This is a genomic window from Citrobacter sp. BDA59-3 (assembly GCF_015167655.1).
GTDB lineage: Bacteria > Pseudomonadota > Gammaproteobacteria > Enterobacterales > Enterobacteriaceae > Phytobacter > Phytobacter diazotrophicus.
The window spans coordinates 2,678,398-2,702,505 of record NZ_CP063427.1; the positions used below are offsets into that span (position 1 = coordinate 2,678,398).

General features: G+C 53.6%; 24 protein-coding genes. 14 read left to right on the top strand and 10 right to left on the bottom strand.

All coding sequences use genetic code 11. The features are described 5' to 3' along the window. Window positions 1–342: 342 nt before the first annotated feature. Window positions 343–1,665 carry a glutamine synthetase family protein gene (locus IP582_RS12560; RefSeq protein ID WP_228007880.1) on the top strand — a complete coding sequence of 441 codons (1,323 nt, stop codon included), beginning with the start codon at window positions 343–345 and terminating at the stop codon, window positions 1,663–1,665. A 112-nt stretch (window positions 1,666–1,777) separates the two neighbouring features. Here the strand turns inward: IP582_RS12560 and IP582_RS12565 are convergent, their stop codons facing one another. The 4 genes from IP582_RS12565 to IP582_RS12580 form a co-directional block, all read right to left on the bottom strand. Next, window positions 1,778–3,475: an NAD-dependent malic enzyme gene (locus tag IP582_RS12565; protein WP_193793348.1), complete on the bottom strand. Its 1,698-nt coding sequence runs from the start codon at window positions 3,473–3,475 to the stop codon at window positions 1,778–1,780. Window positions 3,476–3,651: 176 nt separating this feature from the next. After that, complete coding sequence (sra, locus tag IP582_RS12570; RefSeq protein WP_193793349.1) at window positions 3,652–3,786, bottom strand: stationary-phase-induced ribosome-associated protein; 135 nt, start codon at window positions 3,784–3,786, stop codon at window positions 3,652–3,654. A gap of 167 nt (window positions 3,787–3,953) precedes the next feature. Further along, on the bottom strand, window positions 3,954–5,003 hold the full coding sequence (locus tag IP582_RS12575; protein ID WP_228007881.1) for a mannuronate-specific alginate lyase: 1,050 nt from the start codon (window positions 5,001–5,003) through the stop codon (window positions 3,954–3,956). A gap of 84 nt (window positions 5,004–5,087) precedes the next feature. Continuing rightward, window positions 5,088–6,632 carry a PAS domain-containing methyl-accepting chemotaxis protein gene (locus IP582_RS12580; protein ID WP_193793351.1) on the bottom strand — a complete coding sequence of 515 codons (1,545 nt, stop codon included), beginning with the start codon at window positions 6,630–6,632 and terminating at the stop codon, window positions 5,088–5,090. A 604-nt stretch (window positions 6,633–7,236) separates the two neighbouring features. Between IP582_RS12580 and IP582_RS12585 the strand changes: the two genes are divergently transcribed. Then, on the top strand, window positions 7,237–8,454 hold the full coding sequence (locus IP582_RS12585; protein WP_193793352.1) for a diguanylate phosphodiesterase: 1,218 nt from the start codon (window positions 7,237–7,239) through the stop codon (window positions 8,452–8,454). 280 nt (window positions 8,455–8,734) lie between these two features. Continuing rightward, a complete protein-coding gene (locus tag IP582_RS12590) occupies window positions 8,735–10,294 on the top strand; it encodes a sensor domain-containing diguanylate cyclase (protein ID WP_193793353.1) in 1,560 nt (519 codons plus the stop codon). 3 nt (window positions 10,295–10,297) lie between these two features. Here IP582_RS12590 and IP582_RS12595 read toward each other — a convergent pair whose 3' ends face one another. Further along, complete coding sequence (locus tag IP582_RS12595; RefSeq protein ID WP_193793354.1) at window positions 10,298–10,723, bottom strand: GNAT family N-acetyltransferase; 426 nt, start codon at window positions 10,721–10,723, stop codon at window positions 10,298–10,300. A gap of 83 nt (window positions 10,724–10,806) precedes the next feature. Next, a complete protein-coding gene (locus tag IP582_RS12600; protein WP_228007882.1) occupies window positions 10,807–12,066 on the bottom strand; it encodes a lipase family protein in 1,260 nt (419 codons plus the stop codon). Window positions 12,067–12,218: 152 nt separating this feature from the next. Between IP582_RS12600 and IP582_RS12605 the strand changes: the two genes are divergently transcribed. Beyond that, window positions 12,219–12,923, top strand: a complete 705-nt coding sequence (locus IP582_RS12605) for a GNAT family N-acetyltransferase (RefSeq protein ID WP_193793355.1) — start codon at window positions 12,219–12,221, stop codon at window positions 12,921–12,923. A gap of 106 nt (window positions 12,924–13,029) precedes the next feature. Further along, window positions 13,030–13,422 carry a cell envelope integrity TolA C-terminal domain-containing protein gene (locus IP582_RS12610; protein WP_193793356.1) on the top strand — a complete coding sequence of 131 codons (393 nt, stop codon included), beginning with the start codon at window positions 13,030–13,032 and terminating at the stop codon, window positions 13,420–13,422. A gap of 49 nt (window positions 13,423–13,471) precedes the next feature. Here the strand turns inward: IP582_RS12610 and IP582_RS12615 are convergent, their stop codons facing one another. Beyond that, window positions 13,472–14,887 (bottom strand): MFS transporter, encoded by a 1,416-nt coding sequence (locus IP582_RS12615; protein WP_193793357.1) that lies wholly within the window; start codon window positions 14,885–14,887, stop codon window positions 13,472–13,474. 120 nt (window positions 14,888–15,007) lie between these two features. Between IP582_RS12615 and IP582_RS12620 the strand changes: the two genes are divergently transcribed. Together IP582_RS12620 and IP582_RS12625 are read left to right on the top strand one after the other, a co-directional pair. Beyond that, window positions 15,008–15,922, top strand: a complete 915-nt coding sequence (locus IP582_RS12620; RefSeq protein WP_193796261.1) for a LysR family transcriptional regulator — start codon at window positions 15,008–15,010, stop codon at window positions 15,920–15,922. Between the two features lie 64 nt (window positions 15,923–15,986). After that, window positions 15,987–16,427, top strand: coding sequence for a GNAT family N-acetyltransferase (locus IP582_RS12625; RefSeq protein ID WP_193793358.1), 441 nt, complete (start codon window positions 15,987–15,989; stop codon window positions 16,425–16,427). Here the strand turns inward: IP582_RS12625 and IP582_RS12630 are convergent, their stop codons facing one another. Together IP582_RS12630 and IP582_RS12635 are read right to left on the bottom strand one after the other, a co-directional pair. Further along, entirely contained in the window at window positions 16,428–16,751 is a 324-nt protein-coding gene (locus tag IP582_RS12630; protein ID WP_193793359.1) for an AzlD domain-containing protein, read from the bottom strand. 1 nt (window position 16,752) lies between these two features. After that, window positions 16,753–17,493, bottom strand: a complete 741-nt coding sequence (locus IP582_RS12635) for an AzlC family ABC transporter permease (RefSeq protein ID WP_193793360.1) — start codon at window positions 17,491–17,493, stop codon at window positions 16,753–16,755. A 117-nt stretch (window positions 17,494–17,610) separates the two neighbouring features. On the opposite strand from IP582_RS12635, the gene IP582_RS12640 reads away from it, so the two are divergent. Both IP582_RS12640 and IP582_RS12645 read left to right on the top strand, forming a co-directional pair. Further along, complete coding sequence (locus IP582_RS12640) at window positions 17,611–18,447, top strand: AraC family transcriptional regulator (protein WP_039079034.1); 837 nt, start codon at window positions 17,611–17,613, stop codon at window positions 18,445–18,447. Window positions 18,448–18,474: 27 nt separating this feature from the next. Next, complete coding sequence (locus tag IP582_RS12645) at window positions 18,475–19,182, top strand: alpha/beta fold hydrolase (protein WP_193793361.1); 708 nt, start codon at window positions 18,475–18,477, stop codon at window positions 19,180–19,182. Between the two features lie 7 nt (window positions 19,183–19,189). On the opposite strand, the gene IP582_RS12650 is transcribed toward IP582_RS12645, so the two are convergent. Further along, window positions 19,190–20,068, bottom strand: a complete 879-nt coding sequence (locus IP582_RS12650; protein WP_193793362.1) for a DMT family transporter — start codon at window positions 20,066–20,068, stop codon at window positions 19,190–19,192. Between the two features lie 118 nt (window positions 20,069–20,186). Here IP582_RS12650 and gcvA point away from each other — a divergent pair, with 118 nt between their 5' ends. The 5 genes from gcvA (at window position 20,187) to IP582_RS12675 (ending at window position 24,099) form a co-directional block, all read left to right on the top strand. Then, a complete protein-coding gene (gcvA, locus tag IP582_RS12655) occupies window positions 20,187–21,086 on the top strand; it encodes a transcriptional regulator GcvA (RefSeq protein WP_193793363.1) in 900 nt (299 codons plus the stop codon). A gap of 62 nt (window positions 21,087–21,148) precedes the next feature. Continuing rightward, the gene (locus tag IP582_RS12660) at window positions 21,149–21,679 is read left to right on the top strand and encodes a GrpB family protein (protein ID WP_193793364.1); all 531 of its coding nucleotides are present in this window, start codon (window positions 21,149–21,151) and stop codon (window positions 21,677–21,679) included. 257 nt (window positions 21,680–21,936) lie between these two features. Beyond that, window positions 21,937–22,791 carry a transporter substrate-binding domain-containing protein gene (locus tag IP582_RS12665; RefSeq protein WP_125124679.1) on the top strand — a complete coding sequence of 285 codons (855 nt, stop codon included), beginning with the start codon at window positions 21,937–21,939 and terminating at the stop codon, window positions 22,789–22,791. 10 nt (window positions 22,792–22,801) lie between these two features. Further along, window positions 22,802–23,461 carry an amino acid ABC transporter permease gene (locus IP582_RS12670; protein ID WP_193793365.1) on the top strand — a complete coding sequence of 220 codons (660 nt, stop codon included), beginning with the start codon at window positions 22,802–22,804 and terminating at the stop codon, window positions 23,459–23,461. After that, window positions 23,458–24,099 carry an amino acid ABC transporter permease gene (locus IP582_RS12675; protein WP_039079028.1) on the top strand — a complete coding sequence of 214 codons (642 nt, stop codon included), beginning with the start codon at window positions 23,458–23,460 and terminating at the stop codon, window positions 24,097–24,099. The genes IP582_RS12670 and IP582_RS12675 overlap by 4 nt, the downstream gene beginning before the upstream one ends. Window positions 24,100–24,108: the final 9 nt, after the last annotated feature.

The following is a 24,108-nucleotide window of genomic DNA, read 5'->3' on the forward strand; positions in this document are numbered from 1 at the left end:
CGATAACGCTTGAGCTGGTGCGATCACCAAAGGCATGTGAAACGAGAAAACGTTCACAGTACGACATAATTATCCTCCTTTTATTTATCCGGTTAATGGGTAGCAGCAGTGTAGCGAGGTTTTACCGAGGATGCCAGCATCGGCGTCATGGGCATTTACAGTTTTTTTACGCCGGTAAATTCCCTTTTTACAGGCTCTTTATGCCGCTTATTTTATGCTGCTTTCATCGCCGCAAGGCCTTAATGAAAGAAACCCATGAACTCACTGATGAACTTTACCTCACTCAAAAATATGCGCTCTCTTTTCCCGTTTACGGCAACACCATCTCCAGTTGTTGCCCTCATGGATGTATCAAAGAAGAGGATCGAAAGTGATTTTGCGAAAGAAGTTCACCACTATCTGGCGCGTTACCCGGATACCCGCCACGTTGATATTTATCTGACCGACACGCACGGTATATTCCGTGGAAAACGCATTGCCATCGCTGCATTAGACGCACTGGCACAAGGATGTTATTTCCCGCAGTCTGTTTATACCATGGACAAAAAAGGCCATGTCATCAGTCGGGGAGAAAATGATAATGCAGAAGATGAACCCGATAATCTCTGTATGCCCGTCCCCGGAACATTGCGTCCCTGCGCTCAGGATCCCAGTCATCATGCACAATTATTACTGATGATGCGCAATCATGAAGGCGGCGGCTTTGAGTACGACCCGCGAGCTATTCTCGAAAACGTCCTCGCGAAATTTCATTACCACGGTTTATTTCCCATTATCGCGCCGGAAATTGAATTTTATCTCATCGATCCGCACCAACAACATCATCAGCAGGAAGCCGGCTGTTTTCATTTGTCACTGTCGGCCGTAAAGACGGCTTTTGTTGAAGAACTGGAAGCGATGGCCGCCGCACAAAACTTGCCGTTATCGGGTGTGGTTTGTGAGGCAGAGCCCGGGCAGTTTGAACTGAATTTGCACCACTCCCGCGATGTGGTCGCGCTGTGCGAAAACGTTCTCGCATTACGCAAATTAACCTCTGCCGTAGCGGAAAAGTTGGGTTTGCAGGCAAATTTCATGGCAAAACCCTTCTCTGCGCTCGCGGGTAATGGCTTGCATTTTCATATCAGCCTTAACAATGTCCATGGCGAGAATATCTTTGCATCCGATGAGGGGGAACTCAATGAGATGACCCGTCTGTGTCTGGCCGGATTGCTCCGGCTTATGCCAGCATCAATGGCCATCATGGCGCCGGGTGTGAATGGATTCAGGCGCTTACGTAAGGGTATTGATACACCGATCTTCAATGCCTGGGGCTTTAACAAGCGCTCCGCCGCACTGCGGATACCGTGTTCAGATTATGCGGCCAGGCGTATTGAATATCGACTGGCCGGCGCCGATGCTAATCCCTATCTGGTTATGGCGACAGTGCTGACCGGTATGCTGTATGGTCTGGAACAGGTTAACGATACCGAGCTGCCGGATATTCTTAATAACGCGCCAGTGCTACCGCTTTTTCAACAGGACGCCCTTACTATCTTCGCCCAATGCGACTACCTCAAGGCGGCGCTGGGCGCTGAATTTTCCCGTTACTGGATCCATAGCCGATTGCTGGAATTAAGCGCTTTCGAAGGCATTGTGACGGCCGAAGAAACGCATTTCCCGTCATGACTCAGTGCATTCTTGTTAACAGGTCGTAGTGAAGAGGCCTGACCGGGAAAAACAAAAATAGCGGCGGAGAAGAGAAAAGAAACCCGGCAACATCGCGCTGCCGGGTGAGTCATCAGATAGAGGTTCGACGATAGTTGCGATATTCCGGCAACCAGAAGTTATCGTCAATCGCCTGCAACAGCGCCTCTTCGGACGTTTTTACAGCAACCCCTTCTTGTTGGGCGACTTTTGCCACCGCGAAGGCGATTGCGCGGGAAACGATATGGATATCTTTCAACTCCGGTAAGACCAATCCTTCTCCGTTAATGACCAGCGGAGAGTATTTCGCCAGTGTCTCACTGGCGGACATCAGCATATCGTCGGTAATGCGCGATGCGCCGGAGGCAATCACACCCAGACCAATGCCCGGGAAGATATAGGAGTTGTTGCACTGTGCAATAGGCCAGGTTTTCTCGTTCCAGGTTACCGGCGTGAATGGGCTACCTGTGGCGACCAGCGCCATACCGTTCGTCCAACTGATAATGTCCTGCGGTGTCGCCTCAACGCGCGAGGTCGGGTTTGACAACGGCATGACGATTGGACGCGGACAATGCTTGTGCATTTCACGGATGATCTCTTCCGTAAACAGCCCCGGCTGGCCGGAAACGCCAATCAGAATATCCGGCTTAACGTTACGCACTACGTCGAGCAGCGACAGCACATCGGTCTGGGCATCCCAGTTCTGCAGATTTTCGCGCTTTTGTACCAGCTTGTTCTGGAACGGCAGCAGATTCGGCATCTGGTCAGTGAGCAGGCCAAAGCGGTCCACCATGTAGACTTTCTGACGGGCATCGGCTTCGCTTAGCCCTTCACGCTGGGTCTGGGCAATAATCTGCTCGGCAATACCGCACCCGGCAGAGCCCGCGCCGAGGAAGACAATCTTCTGGTTGCTGAGCTGGCTACCCGCCGCGCGGCTGGCAGCGATCAGCGTACCGACCGTCACGGCGGCGGTTCCCTGAATATCATCATTGAAGCAGCAGATTTCATTGCGGTAGCGATTAAGCAATGGCATTGCGTTTTTCTGGGCAAAATCTTCGAATTGCAGCAGCACATTCGGCCAGCGATGTTTCACCGCCTGGATAAATTCATCAACAAACGCGGTGTACTCATCGCCGGTAATACGCGGATGGCGCGAGCCCATATACAGCGGGTCGTTAAGCAACTGTTGATTGTTGGTACCGACATCGAGGACCACGGGCAGGGTGTAGGCCGGACTGATACCACCACAAGAGGTATAGAGGGAGAGTTTACCAATAGGAATGCCCATACCGCCGATACCCTGGTCACCCAGACCGAGAATACGTTCACCGTCAGTGACCACAATCACTTTGATGTTATGGTTCGGCACATTTTGCAGTATGTCATCCATACTGCCGCGGTCTTGCAAGGAGATAAACACACCGCGCGCGCGACGGTAGATTTCTGAGAAACGTTCACAGGCCCAGCCTACGGTCGGAGTATAAATGACCGGCATCATCTCATCGAGATGGTTCTCGACCAGACGATAAAAGAGGGTTTCGTTGGTGTCCTGGATATTTCGCAGGTAAATGTGCTTGTCGATATCCGTCTTAAAGCCCTGGTACTGTAACCAGGCGCGTTCAGCCTGTTCTTCAATGGTTTCCACCACGGCTGGCAACAGCCCCAGCAGGTTGAAGTGGCTTCTCTCTTCTACACTAAATGCGCTGCCTTTATTGAGTAGCGGGAACTCAAGTAATACAGGCCCGGCATAGGGAATATACAGCGATCGGTTTTTATTATGCTTCGTATGCATTTTACAGCTCCTAAGTCGACGATTCCGTCGCGAATGCCTGTTCGCGCGGGTACAGCGGCGCGCGCCAGTATAAAGCATACATATGGTAAATACTTCTTGTTCACGCGATTTGGGAGATGAATTTTACGAGGTGTAATGCCACCCCTGGCGGGGCGGCATGAAAGGGGAAATGTACGTTATTCAACGCGACGATGACGACCAGAACGGTGCGTCACGGTCACTTCGTGATCGTCCTTATTCACCACTTTCCTGATATTAGAGACTTTGTAATCCAGCCCCATAATATGACGTGCCTGACGGTTCGATTTCATGCTTACTCCTTAATCCAGTTGATGTTTCAAGGACAAGCCCGGCGCGATGACCGGGCGAAATATAACCTGATCCAGTGCGACTACACGGTAGCCGCAAAAGTGATGGTCCACTAATCCGCCAGCGAGTGCAATGATCGATGCCCGCTTTCGGAACAGTCCGGCTGCGGTTAATGGGCGGCAAAAAACCAGCTCAGATCCCCGCCCAGCCGGGTGCTGTGCAGCGGTCGCAGGGCGGCAATTCGCTGATTTGTCCGGGCATCGCAGGTTTGCAGCGCACACCAGCCCTCAAGCCAGGCAATGCTGGAGGCCTGCTGAGTAAAAGCACTGTCCTGGGTGATACCGGTCTTACGGGTGAACACATCCGGATTGTCGAACCCGGACAAAATGCGCCGGGCCAGTCGCTGCAACGCGTTATCATTTTCCGCCGTCACCTCAACACCATTACTGCGCGCGAACAGGGCAATCATCACCAGCGGCTGAATGGCATAGTTGTGATAGGAAAAAGCGCGCTGCTTGCGGCGCAGTTCATTGAGTAAGAAACCCTCGCTATCCACCTGGTTTGCGGCGGTGCGGTACATCGCCAGTGACTGATCAAAGAGATCGCGTCGGTCGGTGACAACCGCCGTCGCCATAATCGCCCAGGCCGCCCAGTAGCTGTGGTTGTTAACCCGTTTTAATGGCAGGTCACGCCAGTCCGCCACTGTCAAATCGGCCAGATGACTGAGCCAGTGTTCAACGTCGGCTGCTTTTTGCTGCTGTCGGTCTAGCGGATGCGCAGGGGAGAATTTCAACTGCAGCCAGAACGAAGAGAGCGTTGCCAGTGCCCACTTTCGCATCGATTTCCCGGTGTGGTTTTTGGCAACAGCGGTTAATGCGCCGGCACGTGCCCAGGCATCCAGGCCATTGACCACGCAATCTGCCCGCGCCGGGTTGCCATCGCGGGCGAATCCCGTCACGACCTGGCTGACCACTTTTTCAAGTTCAGTGATCGCCTTTGTCTGCTCATGGAATGCCTGGTCGGCTTGTGGATTCAGCGTGGCGCGAGCGCTGTCCGACCCCTCATATTTACTGGTGAAATCTAATGCCCCGGTAAAGGGGGCCGGAAAGGAAGGGCAGGTAAAACGGGAAGCAGCATGGTGTTGCGGTGGTTGCTGGTAACCTGCCGGGGGTTGCAAACTGGCCCCGGCAGATGTCGCCGTGACGGCGGCAATAACCAAACACAACCTTCTGACCAAAGCGAACATGGGTAACCTTGCGCGTCAGCATAGTGAGAGACTGACTATAGCATGGTCATGAAATAATTAGCCTTCGCTACTCCCGAACACATGCACGGCGCGATGCAGACGCGCTGCGCGCTCAGAGAGATTTTCTGCCGCACTGGTCACATTTTCCACCATGCTGGTGTTGTTGTGCGTCATCACCCCGACGCGGGAAACGGATTTATTGATCAGCTCCAGGGCCTGCGTCTGTTCATGCGTTGCGGTGCCAATCTCTTTGATCATCGTCGACATCGTCATAACGTTATCAATCATCGCCGTCAGGTGGGTTTCGGTGTTTTCCACCATCTCAACGCCGTTTTTGACATTCGCCACGTTCTGTTCGATAAGTGCCTGAATCTCGCGCGCTGCCGAGGCTGAGTGCTGTGCCAGGTTGCGAACTTCCGCCGCAACAACCGCAAAACCACGCCCTGATTCGCCTGCGCGCGCCGCTTCTACCGCGGCGTTCAGCGCCAGAATATTCGTCTGGAAGGCGATGCTGTCAATCACGCCGATGATATCGACGATTTTGCTGTTATCCTGGGATACGGCCTGCATCATCGAGATTGTTTTCTTCATGATGGCACCGCTGTTTGTCGCACTGACGCTGGTTTCATCTGCGCGGGTCATCGCCTCAGCGGCGGTTTCAGCGGTCTGCCTTACCGCGCTGGCAATCTCCTCAACGGCGGCGGCAGTCTGGTGCAGGTCCGCAGAGGTTTCTTCTGTGCGTTTTTGCAGGGACTCGCCTTCTTCGGTAATGCGCAGACTAATGTCACGAATGCCATTGATCTGCGCGGAGACATCACCGACCAGTGAATTGAGGTTAAGACCTGACTGATTGACCAGGCGCATCAGTAAACCAATTTCATCCACGCGATTAAAATGGCGATAATCGGCTTTACGCCCGGAGACTACTTTTTGCATCTGGGAGAGGATAACTTTCAACGGACGACAAATTTGCGCCTGTAAATAAACAGACAGCAGGGCCATTATTCCGATTGTCGCACCGATTTTTTCTACCAGATTAAAGGGGGCAAATTGCATCGCCACGAATAATGCGGCGGCGATAAAAAGGCCAAAGTTAGCTCGCCGCGTTACACTCATGCGCTGGAAAATGGATAAAAAAGAGAGCAGGCCACGTCGTACCACCAGGCCTTTATAAAAACGATGCCCGCCTAATTTATTATCATTGACTAACTGGTAAAGTTTTTCACTGGCGGTAATTTCCTCGCGCGCTGGAATATTACGCACTGAAATATAACCAGTAAGTTGCCCTTGTTGATAAACAGGAGTGACGTTTGCACGAACCCAATAATGGTCGCCATTCTGACGGCGGTTTTTCACCATGCCGGTCCAGCTATCGCCCTGCTGAATGGTAAACCACAGATCGCCAAACGCGGCGGAGGGCATATCCGGGTGACGAATAAGATTGTGAGGTTCACCGACAAGCTGGTCCTCAGTAAATCCGCTGGCGTCTATAAATGCTGTGTTTGCATAAGTTATATGGCTATGCGTATTCGTTGTCGAAAGCAGTGTCGTACCTTCGTTAAGCAAATACTCTCTCTGTGTAACAGGAGTGTTACGCTTCATAAATAACCCCACAATAAACTGCGTACAATAAACAGGATTTTTTCTGTCGGTGAAGGTGTTTTTTTTATTAACCCGACAGAGAGTTTTTTGTTATTACCTGCACATTTTCCACGAACAGCCATACAACTGAAAGTAGCTGCGGTAAATATTTTTTAAGCCATGCTTACGGTAATTTATTTAAATATTGTTATGATTTTGCAAAAGAAAAATGTCATGATGTTTTTCACCGGGATGAAAAACAAGACTTAATGCAAATTAAAGGCGGAAAATACAAGAAAGCATAGAAAATAAGCGATCAAAAATAGAAACATTAACATAGCAGACTAATATATTCGCAAAACTGTAATATTTTTGTCATTATCAGATCAAAATCTTCTGGTGGATATATAGTACATACTAAAGTGTAGCTAAAAGTCTGCTGGTGAGCGGTTAAAATGTTTATCTGTAGGTTAGGCAGTTTCTCAAGGTGGGTGGGCTAGTCCACGATAACAGGCACAGAAAAGGCTTTAATCAGTGAACGGAATTTGAGCTTCCTTGTTACACTATTACCATTGCGTCTATTCATGCAATTTTTGTGTGGATATTTTTTTGAGGGAAGTACTCAGTGTTAGCGACTTTGATCTATCGTAGCCGGCTTAATTATGCGTTGGATCCTTCGCAACTGGCTGGGCTTGTACAGCAGGCAAGCCTACGGAATACGGCACTGCAGGTGACGGGTGTGTTGCTGTTTGATGGCAGACAGTTTTTACAGGTACTGGAAGGCCCCATCTCTGCAGTCAACGCGGTTTTTGAACGTATTAACAAAGATGTTCGTCATGCACACGTCGTAGAGCTGATGCGTGATTTTTCGCCACATCGCCGCTTCCTTGACCAGGGGCTGGTACTGTTTGACCTGAGAAATACCAGACCGAGCGCAGTACTGCGCATGGTGATTAAATTTGGCAGATTAAAGTACCATCTTGCCCGCAATGACCGCGTCTATAAATTTATTCGCAATTTTGTCTCGTCACCGCTTCCGTCAAAACACGTTTTAAATTACCCCGCTGAACGCTGGCGATTGAATACCAAACTTCCGCCGTTTGAGCTGGCGAACGTTCCCATATTACATAATCAACCCTGTCAGTTTGCGTTTCAGCCCATTGTTGACCCCGCGCGCGGCAATATATCCTCACTCGAAGCGTTAATCCGTGGGCCGGATGGTGGGAGCCCGCAGGACTATTTTTCAACCATTCCCGAACATAAATTGCACGAGGCGGACCTGGCGTCAAAAGGCTGGGCACTGGCGATGGCGCGCCGTCTGGGGATTGGAAATCACAAGGTAGCCATCAACTTGTTGCCGATGTCACTGGTAAAGATACCCGGCGCCGTGAACATTTTGTTGGATCACATTAAACGCAATCAACTCGATCCTGAGCAGGTCATCGTTGAAGTGACAGAAGATGAAATGATTTCCAGCTATGACGAATTTACCTCAGCTATTCGTCAGTTACGTGCGGCGGGAATTGGTCTGGCGATCGACGATTTTGGTTCCGGGTTTGCGGGGTTGTCTCTGCTTGCCAAGTTTCAGCCGGACAAACTCAAGATTGACCGCAGCATCGTCACCGATATCCATATGCACGGCCCGAAGCAGGCTATCGTCAAAGCGATTATCGATTGCTGTGCTGAGATGCAAATTACCGTAGTGGCCGAAGGCGTGGAGAAAGTGGAAGAGTGGTGCTGGCTGGAAGCCGCCGGGATTGAGCGTTTTCAGGGTTTCCTGTTTGCCCGCCCGATACTCAATGGTGTCTCATCTATTAACTGGCCGCAGCGCATAAAACGTTAAGCGGGGGCGACATAAAGAGACGGGAGAATACGATCAGGTCATTCTCGTTTTTATGTCGCCAGTGTCATCTTAATGGCTGAATAGCCAACGCGAAGCAGCGCCGGATATATCCTTTTAATAACGTCATCTAACAGGTTTTATTCCATTATAAGAAGACACTTCACTCGCTGATGATAGCGCGAGACATCTCAGTTCATCCTTAGCAGAACATGATTTTGCTTATAAATCATCGTATTTTCATGCTTAACTTAAAGAACGGGATGTGAAGCACGGGGAAAAAATGAACATCAACAAACATATTTCAGGCGCGCTTGCTCTGGATTCCTCCCTGGGACGTAGCATCACTTTTTTCATGACCGCATTATTGCTGGCGGGGGTGATGACCAGTAGCTGGACGCTGACCCGTTCCTGGGATCGTGCCGTCGAGGATATGGAGCGTAATGCCATCAACTTATCCGTTTCTCAGGCGCGTCAGGCGGAAGATACTATTTTACAGACAGAACTGGCGCTGCGCGATATTCGCCGAACCATACCGTCAGACAGTATCTCGACATTGAATGCGGGTCGCTTCGATGTGCTGTTAGCAGACCTGAAAGAGCGCCTGCCGCAACTGCACGGATTGTTCATCTATGATGCGCAGGGAAACATGAAAGCCACGGCGCTTGGCCGGTTCCCGATGGTCAGCAACAGCAGCGACCGCGAATACTTTACCTATCATCAGCGTAACGGGCATAACAACATTCATATCGGACGGGTAATTACGAGCCGTTCAACAGGCGATCTGGTGATTCCCGTATCCATGCGCATCAGCGATTCCGCAGGCGGTTTTGCTGGCGTAGTGCTCGCCACCATCCGGGTAGATTACTTCCGTCACTTTTACAGCTATTTCGAACTGGAAAATCGGGATCTGCTGGCCTTAATGATCACTGACGGTACGGCGTTGTATGTCCGTCCTTTCCCGGATGATGTCATTAACCGCAACCTTTCAGCGAGCCCGCTCTTTACCCGTGAACTGGCGAAAAAAGATCGCGGTAATGCAACCTGGGTTTCGGCGCTGGATCACGTCGAGCGCATCTATGGCTTCGCGCGCCTTGAACGTTATCCGCTGGTCGTGGCCGCCGGTTATGACAAACCGGCACTCTGGTCACGCTGGCTGAAGGACAGTTTGCCGGACCTGGTGCTCAACGCCATGTTACTGCTCGGCACCTTACTCATGGGAATTATCGTTTTTCGCCAGGTGCGAATGAATGTGCGTAATCAGACCGAACTGGCGGAACTGCGTGATGAGCTGACCAGCATCAACCACACGTTGCAACTGATGGCGCTGGCCGACGGTTTAACCGGACTTGCCAACCGCCGTCAGTTCGATCTGTTTTTGAGCCAAAGCCTGAAAGCCTCTTCATTGAGTAAAAAGCCGGTTTCACTGGTGATGCTCGATATCGACTTTTTTAAACGCTATAACGACTTCTATGGCCATGTGGCGGGCGATAACTGCCTGCGCGCGGTGGGCGAAGTCATCCAGAAGCTCAAACTGCGTAATTCCGATTTGATTGCCCGATACGGGGGCGAAGAGTTTGCGATCATTCTGCCGGATACCGGGCCGGAAGCCGCGCTGTTTGTTGCTCGTCAGGCGGTGACGGCGGTGCGCAGCGCAAGAATTCCCCACGTCGAATCGGGGGCGACAAACAAAGTCGTCACCATCAGTGCGGGCTGTTTTTCCCTGATCGGTAGCGGGAATGAAGATGACGCGAATCGCCTGAAAGAGGGGGCAGATAAGGCGCTGTATATGGCAAAAATTCAGGGCAGGGACCGGGCGCTTGCCAACCCGGAGGCCCTCTAAGCGTTACAGGCTGACCAGCGTCTTAGTAAGATAATGGCGCTGGATGCCTTTTTCCGGAAAGTCATCCAGCGTCATCTGCAGTACATAACCCAGTTTTTGGTAAAACGCTAATGCCTGAAAGCTGAAGGTATCCACCAGTGATTGCTGGCAACCCTGTTTTACCGCTTCTTTCTCTGCGGCCTTTATCAGTTCTGTACCCAGCCCGCTACCACGCAGGGCTTCGCTAACCCATAAGTAGCTGATACACAGCCATTCGCTTTTACACGTGCCAATCAATCCGCCGGTCATTTTACCGTTTACATCACGACAAAAGACGCCAACAGGTCCCCATTCACGATTGCGGAGAAAGGGACGATTAAACTCCCGTAAACCGTCCAGTAACTCGTTTTGTTCTTGCTCAGTGACTTCCGTCGTTACGCGTAAAAACATAAGGCATCCTTTTTAGGGTGTTACCAGTTGGGGCCGTATTGTAGAGCGCCGCCATTCTCTCAGAAACGGCTGCGCTTAAAAAATCAGTTGTTATACAAGATATCCTTTAGTGCGGGCTGGGCCTTGCCCGGTACAACCAACGTCCCACAACTGTCTGGTCGCGGTTTACCCGCCAGCACCGCCTGAACAAAGGTGAGCTCATCTGCAAACGCGGTATTCACAATACCGTTATGGGTGATGCCCTGATAGGTTTTCCATTCAAGCGGGTTACCTGCCGCACACAGTGCCGCCACGGCGGCATACTGGTGATAGGGGGACAGCGTGCGATCCGCCAGACCGGTCGCCAGAAACAGCGGCGCGGTAAAGCGCGCTGATGGCATATCCGTGACGGGTTTTAACACAGAGGTGATACGCTCGCTGCCGCCAATAAACGCATTGTTGGCATTCAGATGCAGGCGGCGTTGAACATGCCCGAGTTCAGGCATGCAGGAAACCCTGGCCCGTGCCAGCAGCTTTGTCCCGTTGTCTGTCACCAGCGATTCAGGTGCTGGCGCATCATCCGCCAGCGAACCTCCGATCAGGCGTAACATTTCCAGGCGGGGTGGTGTGCCATGAATTCGTCCGTCACCCGCCGCAACGGGGCCGTCAGGGAATGTCGCCACCAGACCGGTGGCAATGGTCGCCAGTAGTTTGAGTTCCGGCGCGTAGCCCGGGGCAATATAGCTTGCACCCAGTGAGGCCCCCGAGCCTTGTGATTGCCCGGTTATCACAAGGCGATTAGCGAGCTGCTGCGGGTGGGCCTGCAACGCCGCGCGGACGCTATCAAGCACGGAGCGTCCTTCGGCTTGCCAAATCAGATAAGGGTGCGGCCCCGGCCCGCCAAGCCCCTGATAATCCGTTGCGACGACGGCAAACCCTTGTTGCAACCATTTATTGATGTAACTCGCGTCGCGCGGCGCATGTCCTGTCCATGAGGGGGCGCAGGAGTCAGCGACACCCAACGTGCCGTGTGCCCAGGCAATCAGCGGCCAGCCGCCTGACGGCGGTTTGCCTTGCGGAAAATAGAGCGTCCCGCTCACGGGGACAATACCGGCATTCCAGCGCACGTCGCGGGAGGTGTAGAGGATGCGCCGCGATTGTGCCGCAGCGATCTCCGGCTGGTGTTTCATGGGCTCTTCACGCAGCATAACGCCGGGTTTATCGGGTAGCGCACTATTCCAGCGGTAAAACGGGGATAAATCCTGGTCGCCGACCTGCGGCCCGACGGGTAAAGCGGCAAGGCTAACCACTGGCACCAGCATGCTTAGCACAAGCGCAAGTCGCAAAAGGGGGTGATATCTCACGTGATGTTCTCCAGACCCGGCATCAGAAGGGCGACATAATCATCAAACAATATTGCGCCATTATTAACAGTATGCCGTAATCGTTAATGCACGCCGCGATAAAAAGATGAAAGATAAGGTAAACATCTGTCGCTTAATTAAGGATGTCACTGATGACGAACACCACTCAAATCAACCAGTACGGTCAGCAGGTCGGTTTTGCGCTGCCAGACTGGCAACCCGTTGCCAAACCTGCACGCGTCGCGCTTCCCGGCCAGTACTGCCAGTTAGCGCCCCTCGACTCAAACCATTGCGACGCGCTTCTCCAGGCTTTTTCGCTGGCAGATGATGACCGTGACTGGACATGGCTGGGAGCAAATAAACCACAGACGCGCGAAGAGATGGCTGCCTGGATCGTTCACAAAATCGCGGATGACAGCCTGGTGCCGTATGCCGTCATCAACTGTACCAATAATCGTGCCTGCGGCGTGGTGTGCTGGAGTGCAATTGATACCGTTAACGGGGCCATTGAAATCGGTCATGTGACCTGGTCCCCGCTGATGCAACGCAACGTGATGGGTACAGAAGCGCTCTATTTATTGCTGAGCCAGGCCTTCGCGCTGGGTTATCGCCGGGTGGCATGGCGCTGCGACTCAACGAATATCGCCTCACGGCGCGCCGCTGAGCGCATCGGGTTCACGTTTGAAGGCCGTTTTCGCCAGGTGATGACCCGCAAGCAGCGCAATCGCGATACCGACTGGCTATCCATTATCGACAGTGAATGGCCTCCGCTGCGTGCAGCGCTCGAAGCCTGGCTTAACCGGGAGAATTTCGATAGCAAAGGGAAGCAAAAGCGTGCGCTTGAGAGTTTTAAATAGACGGAAGCCCCGTGCAGGGCTGCCATAAATCATGCTATGTTTTCGCCAGTCAACTAAAATAACTTACTGATAATTAAATTTAATTAATGATTTTAGCGGGAAGGAAATGAAAAACATTTTGATGCTCGTCGTCCTGGCGGGTGCGGTTGCCGGGTGTACACCGTTTCATCCGGATAACTGCCATAAAACGATCGCGCTGAGCGACTGCGATTCCGGACGTTATACCGACCCGGATGAATACGGAAGACAGGCACTTGCCATAAAAGAGGCTATTGAATCCCAGTTAGCCGACCGCCACGCCTGGAAGAATAAAAAATGCCGACTGCACATGGATTTTGCTTACGATGGCAAGCTTCAGAATGTCGAGTCGCGTGATGGGAATAAAGCCTACTGTGAGGCGCTGGTCAGTGCGGCAAAAAAAACCACTTTCCCGCCATTCCCTAATCAGCATGTCTATGAGGCTTTTGCCAGCTCGCGGTTTGTTATTCTGGGTGAGTAGGGTAAAAATGCCGTTCAACCTCTTCTGCGAACGGCATTTCAGGTCTGACTTACATTGCGGGCCGGGTTTTTAAACGACTGATGCTCACCATGATCGCCAGTAGCGTCGCGCCCGCCGCCAGCCACAACCCCAGACGTACTGCGAACGCCTCCTGGGCCAGCGTGCCTGACGGCGCGTAAACTGACAAAATCACGCCAATAAAAGCCGCCCCCAGACACTGACCAAACGTGCGCATGATAGCGAGAATACCCGACGCATAGCTGCTGTGTTCCCGTGAGGCGCTGGCCAGCATCTCCCGGTTATTGGGGCTTTGAAAACAACCAAACCCTATCCCACACACCAGACCACGCAGGCTGATATCCCACACCGGCGCGTTTTCCGGCAACAGCGCTAACAACAGGAGCCCGACGCCAAAGAGGCATAATCCGACAGTGGAAATAACGGCCGGGGCATAGCGATCGGCCAGCCGTCCGGCGTGGGGAGCAACCAGCACAATCCCGACGGGCCAGGCGGTAAAAAGCAGTGCTGAGGTAAACGCACTGTAGCCATAAACGCTCTGAAACAGAAACGGCAGCGCAACGAAGGTCATCCCCTGGCTGACGAACGACGCGAGCGAGGTTAAGGCGGCCAGAGAGAAGCGGGCAGAGGCAAAAAGCGTAAGTGGCAGTAAAGGTTGTGCCGCCCGGCGCTGACGGTAAACAAAAGCGATACCCGAGACAACGGCAACAAGCCCGTAGATCGCCGGGGTTAATAGCGAGCCCCCGGCTTCACCGGGCCGCGAGAAGGCGTTTGAGGCCATGATCACAGCACCCAGCATGATGGCTGAAAAGAAGGCGCCGGCAACATCAAAGCGCCCGCGAATGATACCGCGATGGACAGGCACCACGCGCAGCGTCAGTAGCAGGGCGATGACACCAAAAGGGAGATTTATCGCGAACAACCATTGCCAGCCGAGGGAGGAGAGTAAGGCACCGCCGATCACCGGGGCGATGGCCGTATTGGCGGCGATGAGCAGGGCGTGGATCCCCAGGATCCGCCCCAGTAAACGGCCAGGGAAAATGGAGCGCAAAATGGCAGGCGCAATACTTAATGTCGCGGCACCGCCAATTCCCTGCAACAGTCGCATCGGCACCAGCATCTCCAGTGAGGTCGACAGCGCACAGCCCAGAGACGCCAGCGTAAAGAGGCTTATCCCGGCGGCAAAGAGGGCACGAAAGCCCGTCCGGGGAGCCAGTGCGGCGAAAATGGCCAGCGTCATGGCGGCGGATAACAGATAGCCATTGGCAACCCACACCGCATCGCCGGAGGAAACTTCAAGCACACGGGCAATTTGTGGCAGGGCGATATTGACCATCGAGCCGTCAAAAACAGCCATCGTGGTGCTGGTCATTACCGCCACCATCGCCAGACGGCGTTCGTGTCCCGGCAGTCCTTCATCACCCGGCTGGTCAGAGAACAAATGCATAAAAAACCTCTGCGAAATAGATGCGAGAGGTCACTATAATGACTGGATATACAGGGCGGAAGACGCAGCATTTGCACTTATAACCTGCACCAAACGCCTTATCTCAATACAGGACATATGATGACCGAACCCGATCTGAACCTTCTGTTTGCACTGGACGTTCTGCTTGCTGAAAAAAGTGTTGCGGGTGCGGCACGCCATTTGGGGCTAAGTGCCTCGGCGATGAGCCGCACGCTTGGTCGCCTGCGGGAGACCACCGGCGATCCCTTACTGGTGCGGGCGGGGCGCAACATGGTGTTAACGCCCTATGCCGAAGGGATCCGCGCGCGTACGCAAAACGCGGTTTTCGAAACCCGCGCGTTACTGCGCCCGGCACAGACCGAGCTCAACATCAGCACCCATGAACAGCTTTTTACCCTGCGTGCCAACGACGGCTTTGTGGAGGTGTTCGGTCCGGCACTGGTTGCCGAAGCCGCGGCTATTGCACCGGGTATCACTCTGCGTTTTGCCGCAAAGCCGGAGAAAACGCCGCACCCTTTACGTGAAGGGCTGGTGGATCTTGAGATTGGCGTGCTCGGTGAGATGGGGCCGGAGATCCGCGTCCAGGCGCTGTTTCGCGACAGGTTCGTCGGCGTGGTGCGAAAAGGGCATCCGTTGGCCCAGCTTAAAGAAGTGACAACGTCACATTACAGTGAATGGAAGCATGTCGTGGCCTCGCGCCGGGGAACACTTTCCGGCCCGGTGGATGATGCACTGGCAGAGGTCGGCCTTACGCGCAAAGTGGCAGCCCTCGTTCCCGGTTTTCCCGCTGCGCTGGCTGTTGCCCGGGCGACGGATTTGGTGGCGCTGGTTCCGGCTTCGTTTCTCATTCATCGGTCGGCGGTCGCCGATCTGTCGATATTCGAGCTGCCGGTGAAAACACGCGGGATCACCGTATCGCTACTGTGGCACCCCCGAACAGAAGGCGACCCGGCGCACCGTTGGTTACGGACGTTTGTACGTGACGTATGCCAACGCCTGCTACCGGAAAACTGAACTGTCTTGCAGGGAAAAACAGGCGTACTATCGCTCCTCGCGTGATATTTCAAAAGGATAAAAAATGGACGTGGAAGTACGCGAGGCCAGACCTGACGATTATGCTGTGTGGTCAGTGCTGTGGCAGGGCTATCTTGATTTTGCGGGCAGCACGCTAAGTGATGCCGTTACGCGCGCCACCTGGGCGCGCATTCATTCCCCCGAATCCACACTATTATGCCGTGTCGCCGTTATGGATGGTCAACTGGTGGGTTTTGCCCTGTGCGTCATGCATGAAGGTACCTGGGTCACGAAGCCCATCTGTTATCTGGAAGACCTTTATGTGGATGCACAACTGCGCGGTCGCGGTGCGGGGCGAGCGCTGATTGAGGCAATTCGTCAGGAGGGTGAAAAAAGCGGCTGGGCAAAACTCTACTGGGTGACCCGGACGAACAACCCAGCCCGAAAACTGTATGATCAGCTTGCGGAACTGGGCGATGTCGTCCGTTACAGCATCAGTCTGTGACTACAGGCCGAAAAAATAGCGCAGGCCTGAATAAGCTACCATCCCGGCAATAACGGTGGCAAAAAGCCCACGCGTGATAATCCCGGTAAGGGCGGCGATGGCAGCCGCCAGTAACGATATGCTTATTCCGTTGCTGGTCAGGGCCGGTTTTTCGATAAGTTCCGCCGTGATAATGGCAGCCATAATGGCGGCGGGAATAAACCCCAGCCACTGCTGAACGACCGGAGCCAGACGAAAGCGGGAAAGTAGTAAAATCGGCACCGTGCGCATCAGCGCCGTCACCAGGGCCGCGATCGCAATTGTCAGTAAAATATTCCGCTCCATCTTATTTCGCTCCTTTCTGCGTCGCGCGTAACAATACCGTAGCCAGTGTTGCCGACAGAGAAGCGGCGACAATCACTATGACACTTAACTCCATATGACCGGCGGCAAAGAGCGTAATGAGTACCGCTATTGCCACGCTGAACGTTTCGAGTTTTTTCTGCCGACTGGCAAACCAAATCATCAGCACCAGACCGATAAACATCGATACCAGACTGAAACTTAATCCTTCCATTAATGCAGGTGGCAGCGCAGAGGCCAGGCATCCACCCACCATACAGGCGAGGATCCAGTTCAGCCACGCGGCCAGGTTAAGCCCAAACATCCAGGCAAAGGGTACCGTTCCCTGATGGCCGCCGCGCTGAACCGCCACGCCGAAGGTTTCATCGGTCAACAGTAAGCCACTCACGATTTTCTGCAGCGTTGTCTGCTCGCGAAAGAACACGCTCATTGCCGAACTCATCAGCAGGTAGCGTAAATTCACCAGGAACACGCTCAGCACCACCGAAGCCATTTCTGCCCCCGCAGCCCAGAGCGAGTAAAACAAAAACTGGGCCGAGCCGGTATAGAGCGCGGTCGCCAGAAACGCCGTTTGCCAGACGGTAAACCCGGACAACGTGCCGATAGCACCGGCGGCGAAACCGATACTCCAGTAGCCGGGGATGGTTGGCAGGCAAGCGGCAACACCGCCACGAAACAGGGCTGTAGGGTCATCCTTGCGCATGGCGTCACTCTTCATCAACATCACTTTTCCCTTTCTTTCTTGTCCGAATGTGCAATCTTAAGGATCCTGAAAAATCGCGATAGTAAAATCCTGCGCATTTATAAAAAATGGCGGTAGAGCGGGCTGGAGAACGAAAACGTGACGCAAAACAGACGGGATGACATCAAGCTGTGGCGTGATAATGAACTGCACGGGGGAATGGAGATCCTGCGGGCCTCATGTTATGAGCACAGTTATCCGCCGCATTTCCATGACGAGTTTGTGATTGCGGCGTTTGCCCGTGGCGCCCAGCGCACCCGAATATGCCGACAAAAAGGGATCGCGGCGGCGGGAACGGTAATGGTGATTATGCCAGGCGAAGTGCACACCGGCGAGGCGGTGCAGCGCGATGAAGGCTGGGATTATTGCGCGTTCTATCCGTCGCAAAGCCTGATCAATGACGTCGCAGAAACCGTGCTGAAAGGGCGAGGAGACGTCAATTTTGGTACCGAGGGCATGCGACACGACCCGCGGATTGCCCGACGAATGCTACATGCCGCCCAGGTGCTCAATGCCAGTGATGACCCGCTGGAAAAAGCGTGCGTGATGTACCAGATACTCAATATTCTCATTGGCAATTATGGTGAACGGACAGTCAAAGGTGCACGTCAGGATGTGATGCGCGCCGACATCCGCAAAGCCATTGAATTTCTGCATAGCAGTTACGCGCAGACGCTGACCGTGAAAGAGATTGCGACCGTCGCGGGCTTAAGCGAGTTCTATTTTATGCGTACCTTCCAGGCCATGACCGGTCTGTCAGTGCACCAGTATCTGACGCAGATTCGCCTGGTCAGAGCAAAAGGGCTGCTTTCCCGTGGGATAAGCGCATCGCAGGTCGCCAGCGATGTCGGTTTCTTCGATCAAAGCCATCTGATAAAACACTTCCGCGCACACTTTGGCACCACGCCGGGCTTATTCGCTGCGGCCTCGGCCTGACGTGCTCATCTATCCAGGCACAAGCAGATGATAAACAGAGAGTATTTTGACGTTCCCTTTGCCGGGCACACCCTGCGTGGCGACTCCTCTTATGGCAGCAATGGTCACATATTAATGATCCACGGCGGTTCGAAAGACCGGGAGGTCTTCGCCCATTACCGCCAGCTACTCGATGAAATGGGCTACGGGACCACCGCCTTTGACTGCCTCGGACATGGCGCATCGACAGGTTCGATGAGTCAGTCCTCGCTGGAAAGCCGCACCCGGCAGGCGCTGGCGGTCATCGCGCATCTCAATGTGCCGCTCACCGGCTGTCTTGGCGCCAGTATGGGTGCGTATAACGCTATACAGCTCAGTGCGCGGGTGGATTTACGCTCGCTTATTCTTCTCGTGCCCGGTGTCTATACCCCCGTGGCCGCAACGGTAAACTTCGGCCCGGCCTTTTCACAGATAATCCGCCAGGAGAGGAGCTGGCAGGACTCGGATGCCTGGCCGCTGCTTGCCGGTTTCAGAGGGAAGATACTGATTGTCGCCGCAGAGCGCGATGAAGTCATACCACAAGAAATCCCTGCGAAATTGCATAATGCCGCAAGGGAGGCGCTCTGGAAAACGCTCTTTATTGTCCCGAATGCCGGGCATAACAGCGTATGGAAAAATATTACCCAATCGGCGGCATTGACGGAAAAAGCACATGCATTTTTCCGTACCTGCTTAGCGCCTGTCGATAAAGCCTGAAACGTTACTACGTGGCGCTTTTGCCAGGGCTGACAATCATCCAGACCGCAAGACAGACGATCAGTGCCCCGATGCCAAAACCTTCACTCAGGGTTTCCCCCAGTACGAGGTAGCCCCACAACACGGCAAAAGGGGGGATTAAAAAAGTGACAGTTAATGAGCGCAGCGGGCCAATATCGGCAATCAGCCGGAAATAGAGAATGTAGGCCACCGCGGTGCAAATGAGTCCAAGCGCGATAACGCTTGCCCAGACATTGCCCTGTAGCCAGCCAATGGCAGGGCCGCGACCGACTGACCAGGCAAAGAAAGGCAAGAGAAACAGCGTGGCGCCGAGCTGGCTGCCGAAGGCGACCATTTTCGGATCCAGCCCGCCGCCCTGGCTTATCCAGCGGCGCGTCAGAAAACCGGCCAGTCCGTAACAGGCTGTGGCGATAACGCCTGTGACAACGCTGGCGGTCACGTCTGTTTTACCTGTTGTCGTGATGATCATAATGCCGACAATGCCTGAAACCACGCCTCCCCATTTACGTAGCGTCAGCGTCTCGCCAAAAAAGAAGCAGCCGATCAACGCACCCATCAAGGGGGTGGTGGCATTGAGGATCGCAGAATAGCCCGCCGGTAAGCGCGTTGCCGCCAGGCAATACATCAGAAAAGGCAGGCCAGAATTCATCACCCCGAGCAGCAGTGCCACGCCAAATTTTTGCTCAAAATGAAAGGGGGATTTCATCATGACCAGGATGGCGGCAAGACCGATAACGCCCAACAATACGCGAAGAAAGGCGGTCGTGACGGCGCCGAATTCGGGTGCGGCAATGCGCATAAACAGGAAACTGGCCCCCCAAATGGCAGCCAGCAGGAAGAGTCTTGCGTAATCAGAAGGGCGCATGTGATACCTGTTTGTTTCATCAGAAGGTGGCAGAAAAACTAAAACGTTAGCCAGAGCCATGACAAGCAAGGATTTCTTCTATAATTAAGTTTTCCTAAATCATGGAATTGACGCGACGATGAAATTGCCACCTTTACATGCGCTTATGTGCTTTGAATCTGCGGCAAGACACATGAGTGTTAAGCGGGCCGCCGAAGAATTATGTGTTACCCCCAGCGCCGTGAGCCAACAAGTGTCCAAACTCGAAGAGATGCTACATTCACGCTTGTTCATCCGTGGCGCGCGGGCGCTGGAATTGACAACAGAAGGGCGCATTTATTTACGCGCTATCCGTCCGGCCTTTGATCAGATATCCGAAGCGACGCAACGTCTTATGGATGACGAGAAGCAAAACAGCATTACCGTCAGTTGTACCAGTGGCTTTGCTATTCAGTGGCTGCTGCCGCGCCTGCCAGCGTTTGAGAAGCAGAATCCAGGTGTTGAGGTGCAAATCAGTACCACGAATCGTCAGGTGGATTTGTTAACCGAAGGGATTAATTTTGCTATCAGACACGGCTCCGGGCACTATCCGGGCCTGGAGGCGGAGTGCCTGATTAACGATCGTCTTCTTCCGGTATGCAGTCCAGGGCTTATTCCCGATGGACAAACACTTACCTCGCTGCTGGACCTGACCCAATTCACATTGCTGCATGATGAGCATCGCATGGACTGGGCCGTCTGGTTTAAGGCGGCCGGTATCGCGCATGCCATTGAGGAAAAAGGGCCGGTATTTGTTGATTCCAATGGCGTACTGGAAGCGGCGATTGCCGGGAAAGGCATTGCGCTTATTCGAAGCACCCTTATTCGTGATGAATTGAAAAAAGGGCTGTTGATCAATCCGTTGCGCGTCGCCATTGATTCGCTGCTGGCCTATTATCTGGTCTATGACGAATCGGCGCTGCTCCAAAAAATGAGTCGTAAATTCCGCGACTGGATTGTCTCTACCGCCAGCGCGGAGAGCAATGAATATTCAGTCTGAAAGACCAGCAACCCGGTCTTCACCATCAGGCAGTAAACGTCGAATCTCTTAAGGGGAACAAGATGGCCGGACGCCGTATTTCTATCGAGCCAAGTGATGCCACATGGCCCGAGCGCTATCAGAAAGAAGCGTTATTATTACAACGCGTGTTATCAGACATACCTGTCGCTATCCACCATATTGGCAGTACGTCCGTTCCCGGCCTTGCGGCAAAACCCATCATCGACATCCTGCTGGAGGTGACCTCGCTACATCTGCTGGATAAACATAACGACACCCTGCGCCAGGCGGGTTATACGCCGCGAGGTGAGTATGGTATTGCGGGCAGGCGCTATTTTGTAAAAGGCGAGAATCAACGAACTCATCATCTTCATGCCTTTGAGCTGGGCAGCCAGCACACGGTACGACATCTGGCATTTCGTGATTATTTGCGCCAGCACAGCGATATCGCTCAGGAATACGAGAGGGTAAAACGCGAGGCGGCAGAACACAGTGGAAATCTGTCTGAGCGCTACAGCCAGCTCAAAAATGATTTCATAAAGCGCCATGAAGCGCTGGCGTTACGGGAAAAATCACACCGTCAGCCGGGCTGATTTCACGTTTTCGATAACGCGCATTGCACTCTTTTTAAGCAGTAAAAGCACCATGTCCGTGCACACCAAATGTGCACATGCCGATCCCTGACAGCCGACAGGGATCGCGCCTGCGTAACACCTCTGTAAGATATCGCTTATTTTTCAAAAGCCTATGAAATTTATCGTTGCCACTGACTCAGTTGGCATGTTTCATGCCTCTCTAATATCGTTCAAGTAACTTTACTGATGTTCAAATTACTTTCAGAGAGCACGCCATGACACTGACCCGTTTGACTTTACCTGCCTGTCTGACACTGGTATCCGCCAGCCTTTTTTGCGCCCAGGCGTTTAGCGCCGATCTGCTTGAAAGAATTAAAGAGGCCAAAGAGATCTCCGTTGCCACGGAAGCGCGATACGCCCCCTTTGAGTATGTCGATAACGGAAAGATCGTCGGCTACGACGTTGACCTGATGAACCATATTCTTGCGAAAGCATTGCCAGGCGTGAAAGTGAAACAACTGGACCTGCCTTTCCAGGGCATCTTGCCAGGGCTGGATGCGAAGAAATTCGATTTTGTGGTCACTGCCGTTACCGTCAATAAACAGCGTATTGAACACTTCGGCTTTACCGCACCGGTAGCGGAATCCACCGTTGCACTGCTCAAAAGGGCGGGAGACGACGCCATCAAAACCCCGGATGACCTGAGCGGCAAAGTCGTGGGTTCACAGGCCGGTTCCGGTCAGTTGCAGGTGCTGCAATCCTTCGACCAGGCGCTGCGCGCGAGCGGCAAACCAGGCATTAAAGAGATCAAACAGTATGTGGCGTTTGATGAAGCTTATGCTGACCTGGCGTCTCGACGACTTGATGGCGTTGCCCAGTCGCTCTCAAACCTGGGGCCGTTAATCAAAACCCGTCCCGGCGTGTTTGCCACGCTCCCGGAGATGATCGGGCCACAAACCTTCTTTGGTTGGGTAGGGCGTAAAGATGCCGACAGCGCCTCCCTGGTCAAGCTTATCAGCGACGGGATTATCGAAGCCAACCGCGATGGCACCATGAAGGAACTGCAACAGAAATGGTTCGGCTTCACGATGACCGTTCCGGCGACAGAAATGCCTGAACCGGCGCTGTGAGCAGTCAACGATGACGGATTTCATAACGCGCTTTATCCACTGGCTTCCCATGCTGGCGCAAGGGGCGCTCACTACAGCGGCGCTGTGCCTGACGGCGATGGTCGCCGGTTTTCTGGTGGGTATTGGGGTATGGCAGATGTCGACAAGCCCGTTACGGATTTACCGTATGACGGCCCATGGATGGGTCAGTCTGTTCCGGGGAACGCCGGTGCTGGTGCAGTTGCTGCTCTGCTTTTATTTGCCGTCACAGTTGGGTCTCAACATTCCCGGCTTTGTGGCCGCCGCGCTGGCCTTAACGCTGAACACAGCCGCCTGGCAATCGCAAATTCTTAAAAGTGGTTTCGCCAGTATTCACCCCGGCCAACTGGAAGCTGCAGCCATTTGCGGGGTGAGTCCCCGACAGATTTTATGGCGTATTCAGGTGCCGCAGGTTATCCGGACAACGCTACCGTCGCTAATTTCCGAACTGATTGATGTGATCAAAGCCTCGGCGGTGGTGTCGGTAATTGCGCTGACCGACCTGATGCGTGTGGGGCAGCAACTGGCGTCGTCCACCTACCAGCCGTTGCAGGTCTATCTGGCCGTCGCCCTGGTCTACTTACTGCTGACCAGCCTGCTGGCGCTGTTGGGCCGCCAGGCGGAACGCTACTGGCAGAGGGAACAACGATGACGGAACTCGCACAATACCTGCCTGCCTACGTTCAGGCGCTGGGGGTAACGCTGTGGCTAAGCCTGTGTGCCGCGTTCGGCGGCATGTTGTTGGGGTTTGCCATCAACGGGCTCTGTGGCCGACGCGGCCTGATGTTTCGCCTGTGGCGCGTTTACGTCTGGGCTATCCGTGGCACACCGTTTCTGGCGCAGCTTGCCGTCATTTACTTTGGCCTGCCGTCTGTCGGCATCATGCTGAGCGCGACTGAGGCCACTCTGCTGTCGCTGACGCTGTATAGCGCCGCCTATTTCAGTGAAATTTTTCGCACCGCGTGGAACAGCATCCCGCCGGGACAGCGCGAGGCGGCACTCGCCAACACTATCTCTACGCGTCGCTGCTTCTGGCATATCCAGATGCCGCAGGCCGTTCGTTTTGCGCTACCGCTGTTGGGTAATCAGTTCATTCTGACCATTAAAGAGAGCGCCATCGCGTCAATTATTACCGTCCCGGAATTGACCATGACGACGAGTCAGATTGTGGCCAATACCTACAGCTATATCCTGCCTTACACCCTGCTGATCATCAGCTACTGGCTGCTGGCCCAGGGTGTCAGCCTGAGCGTAAGAACACTGAGTCATGTACTACGAACCGGAGAATAACGTGAGCAA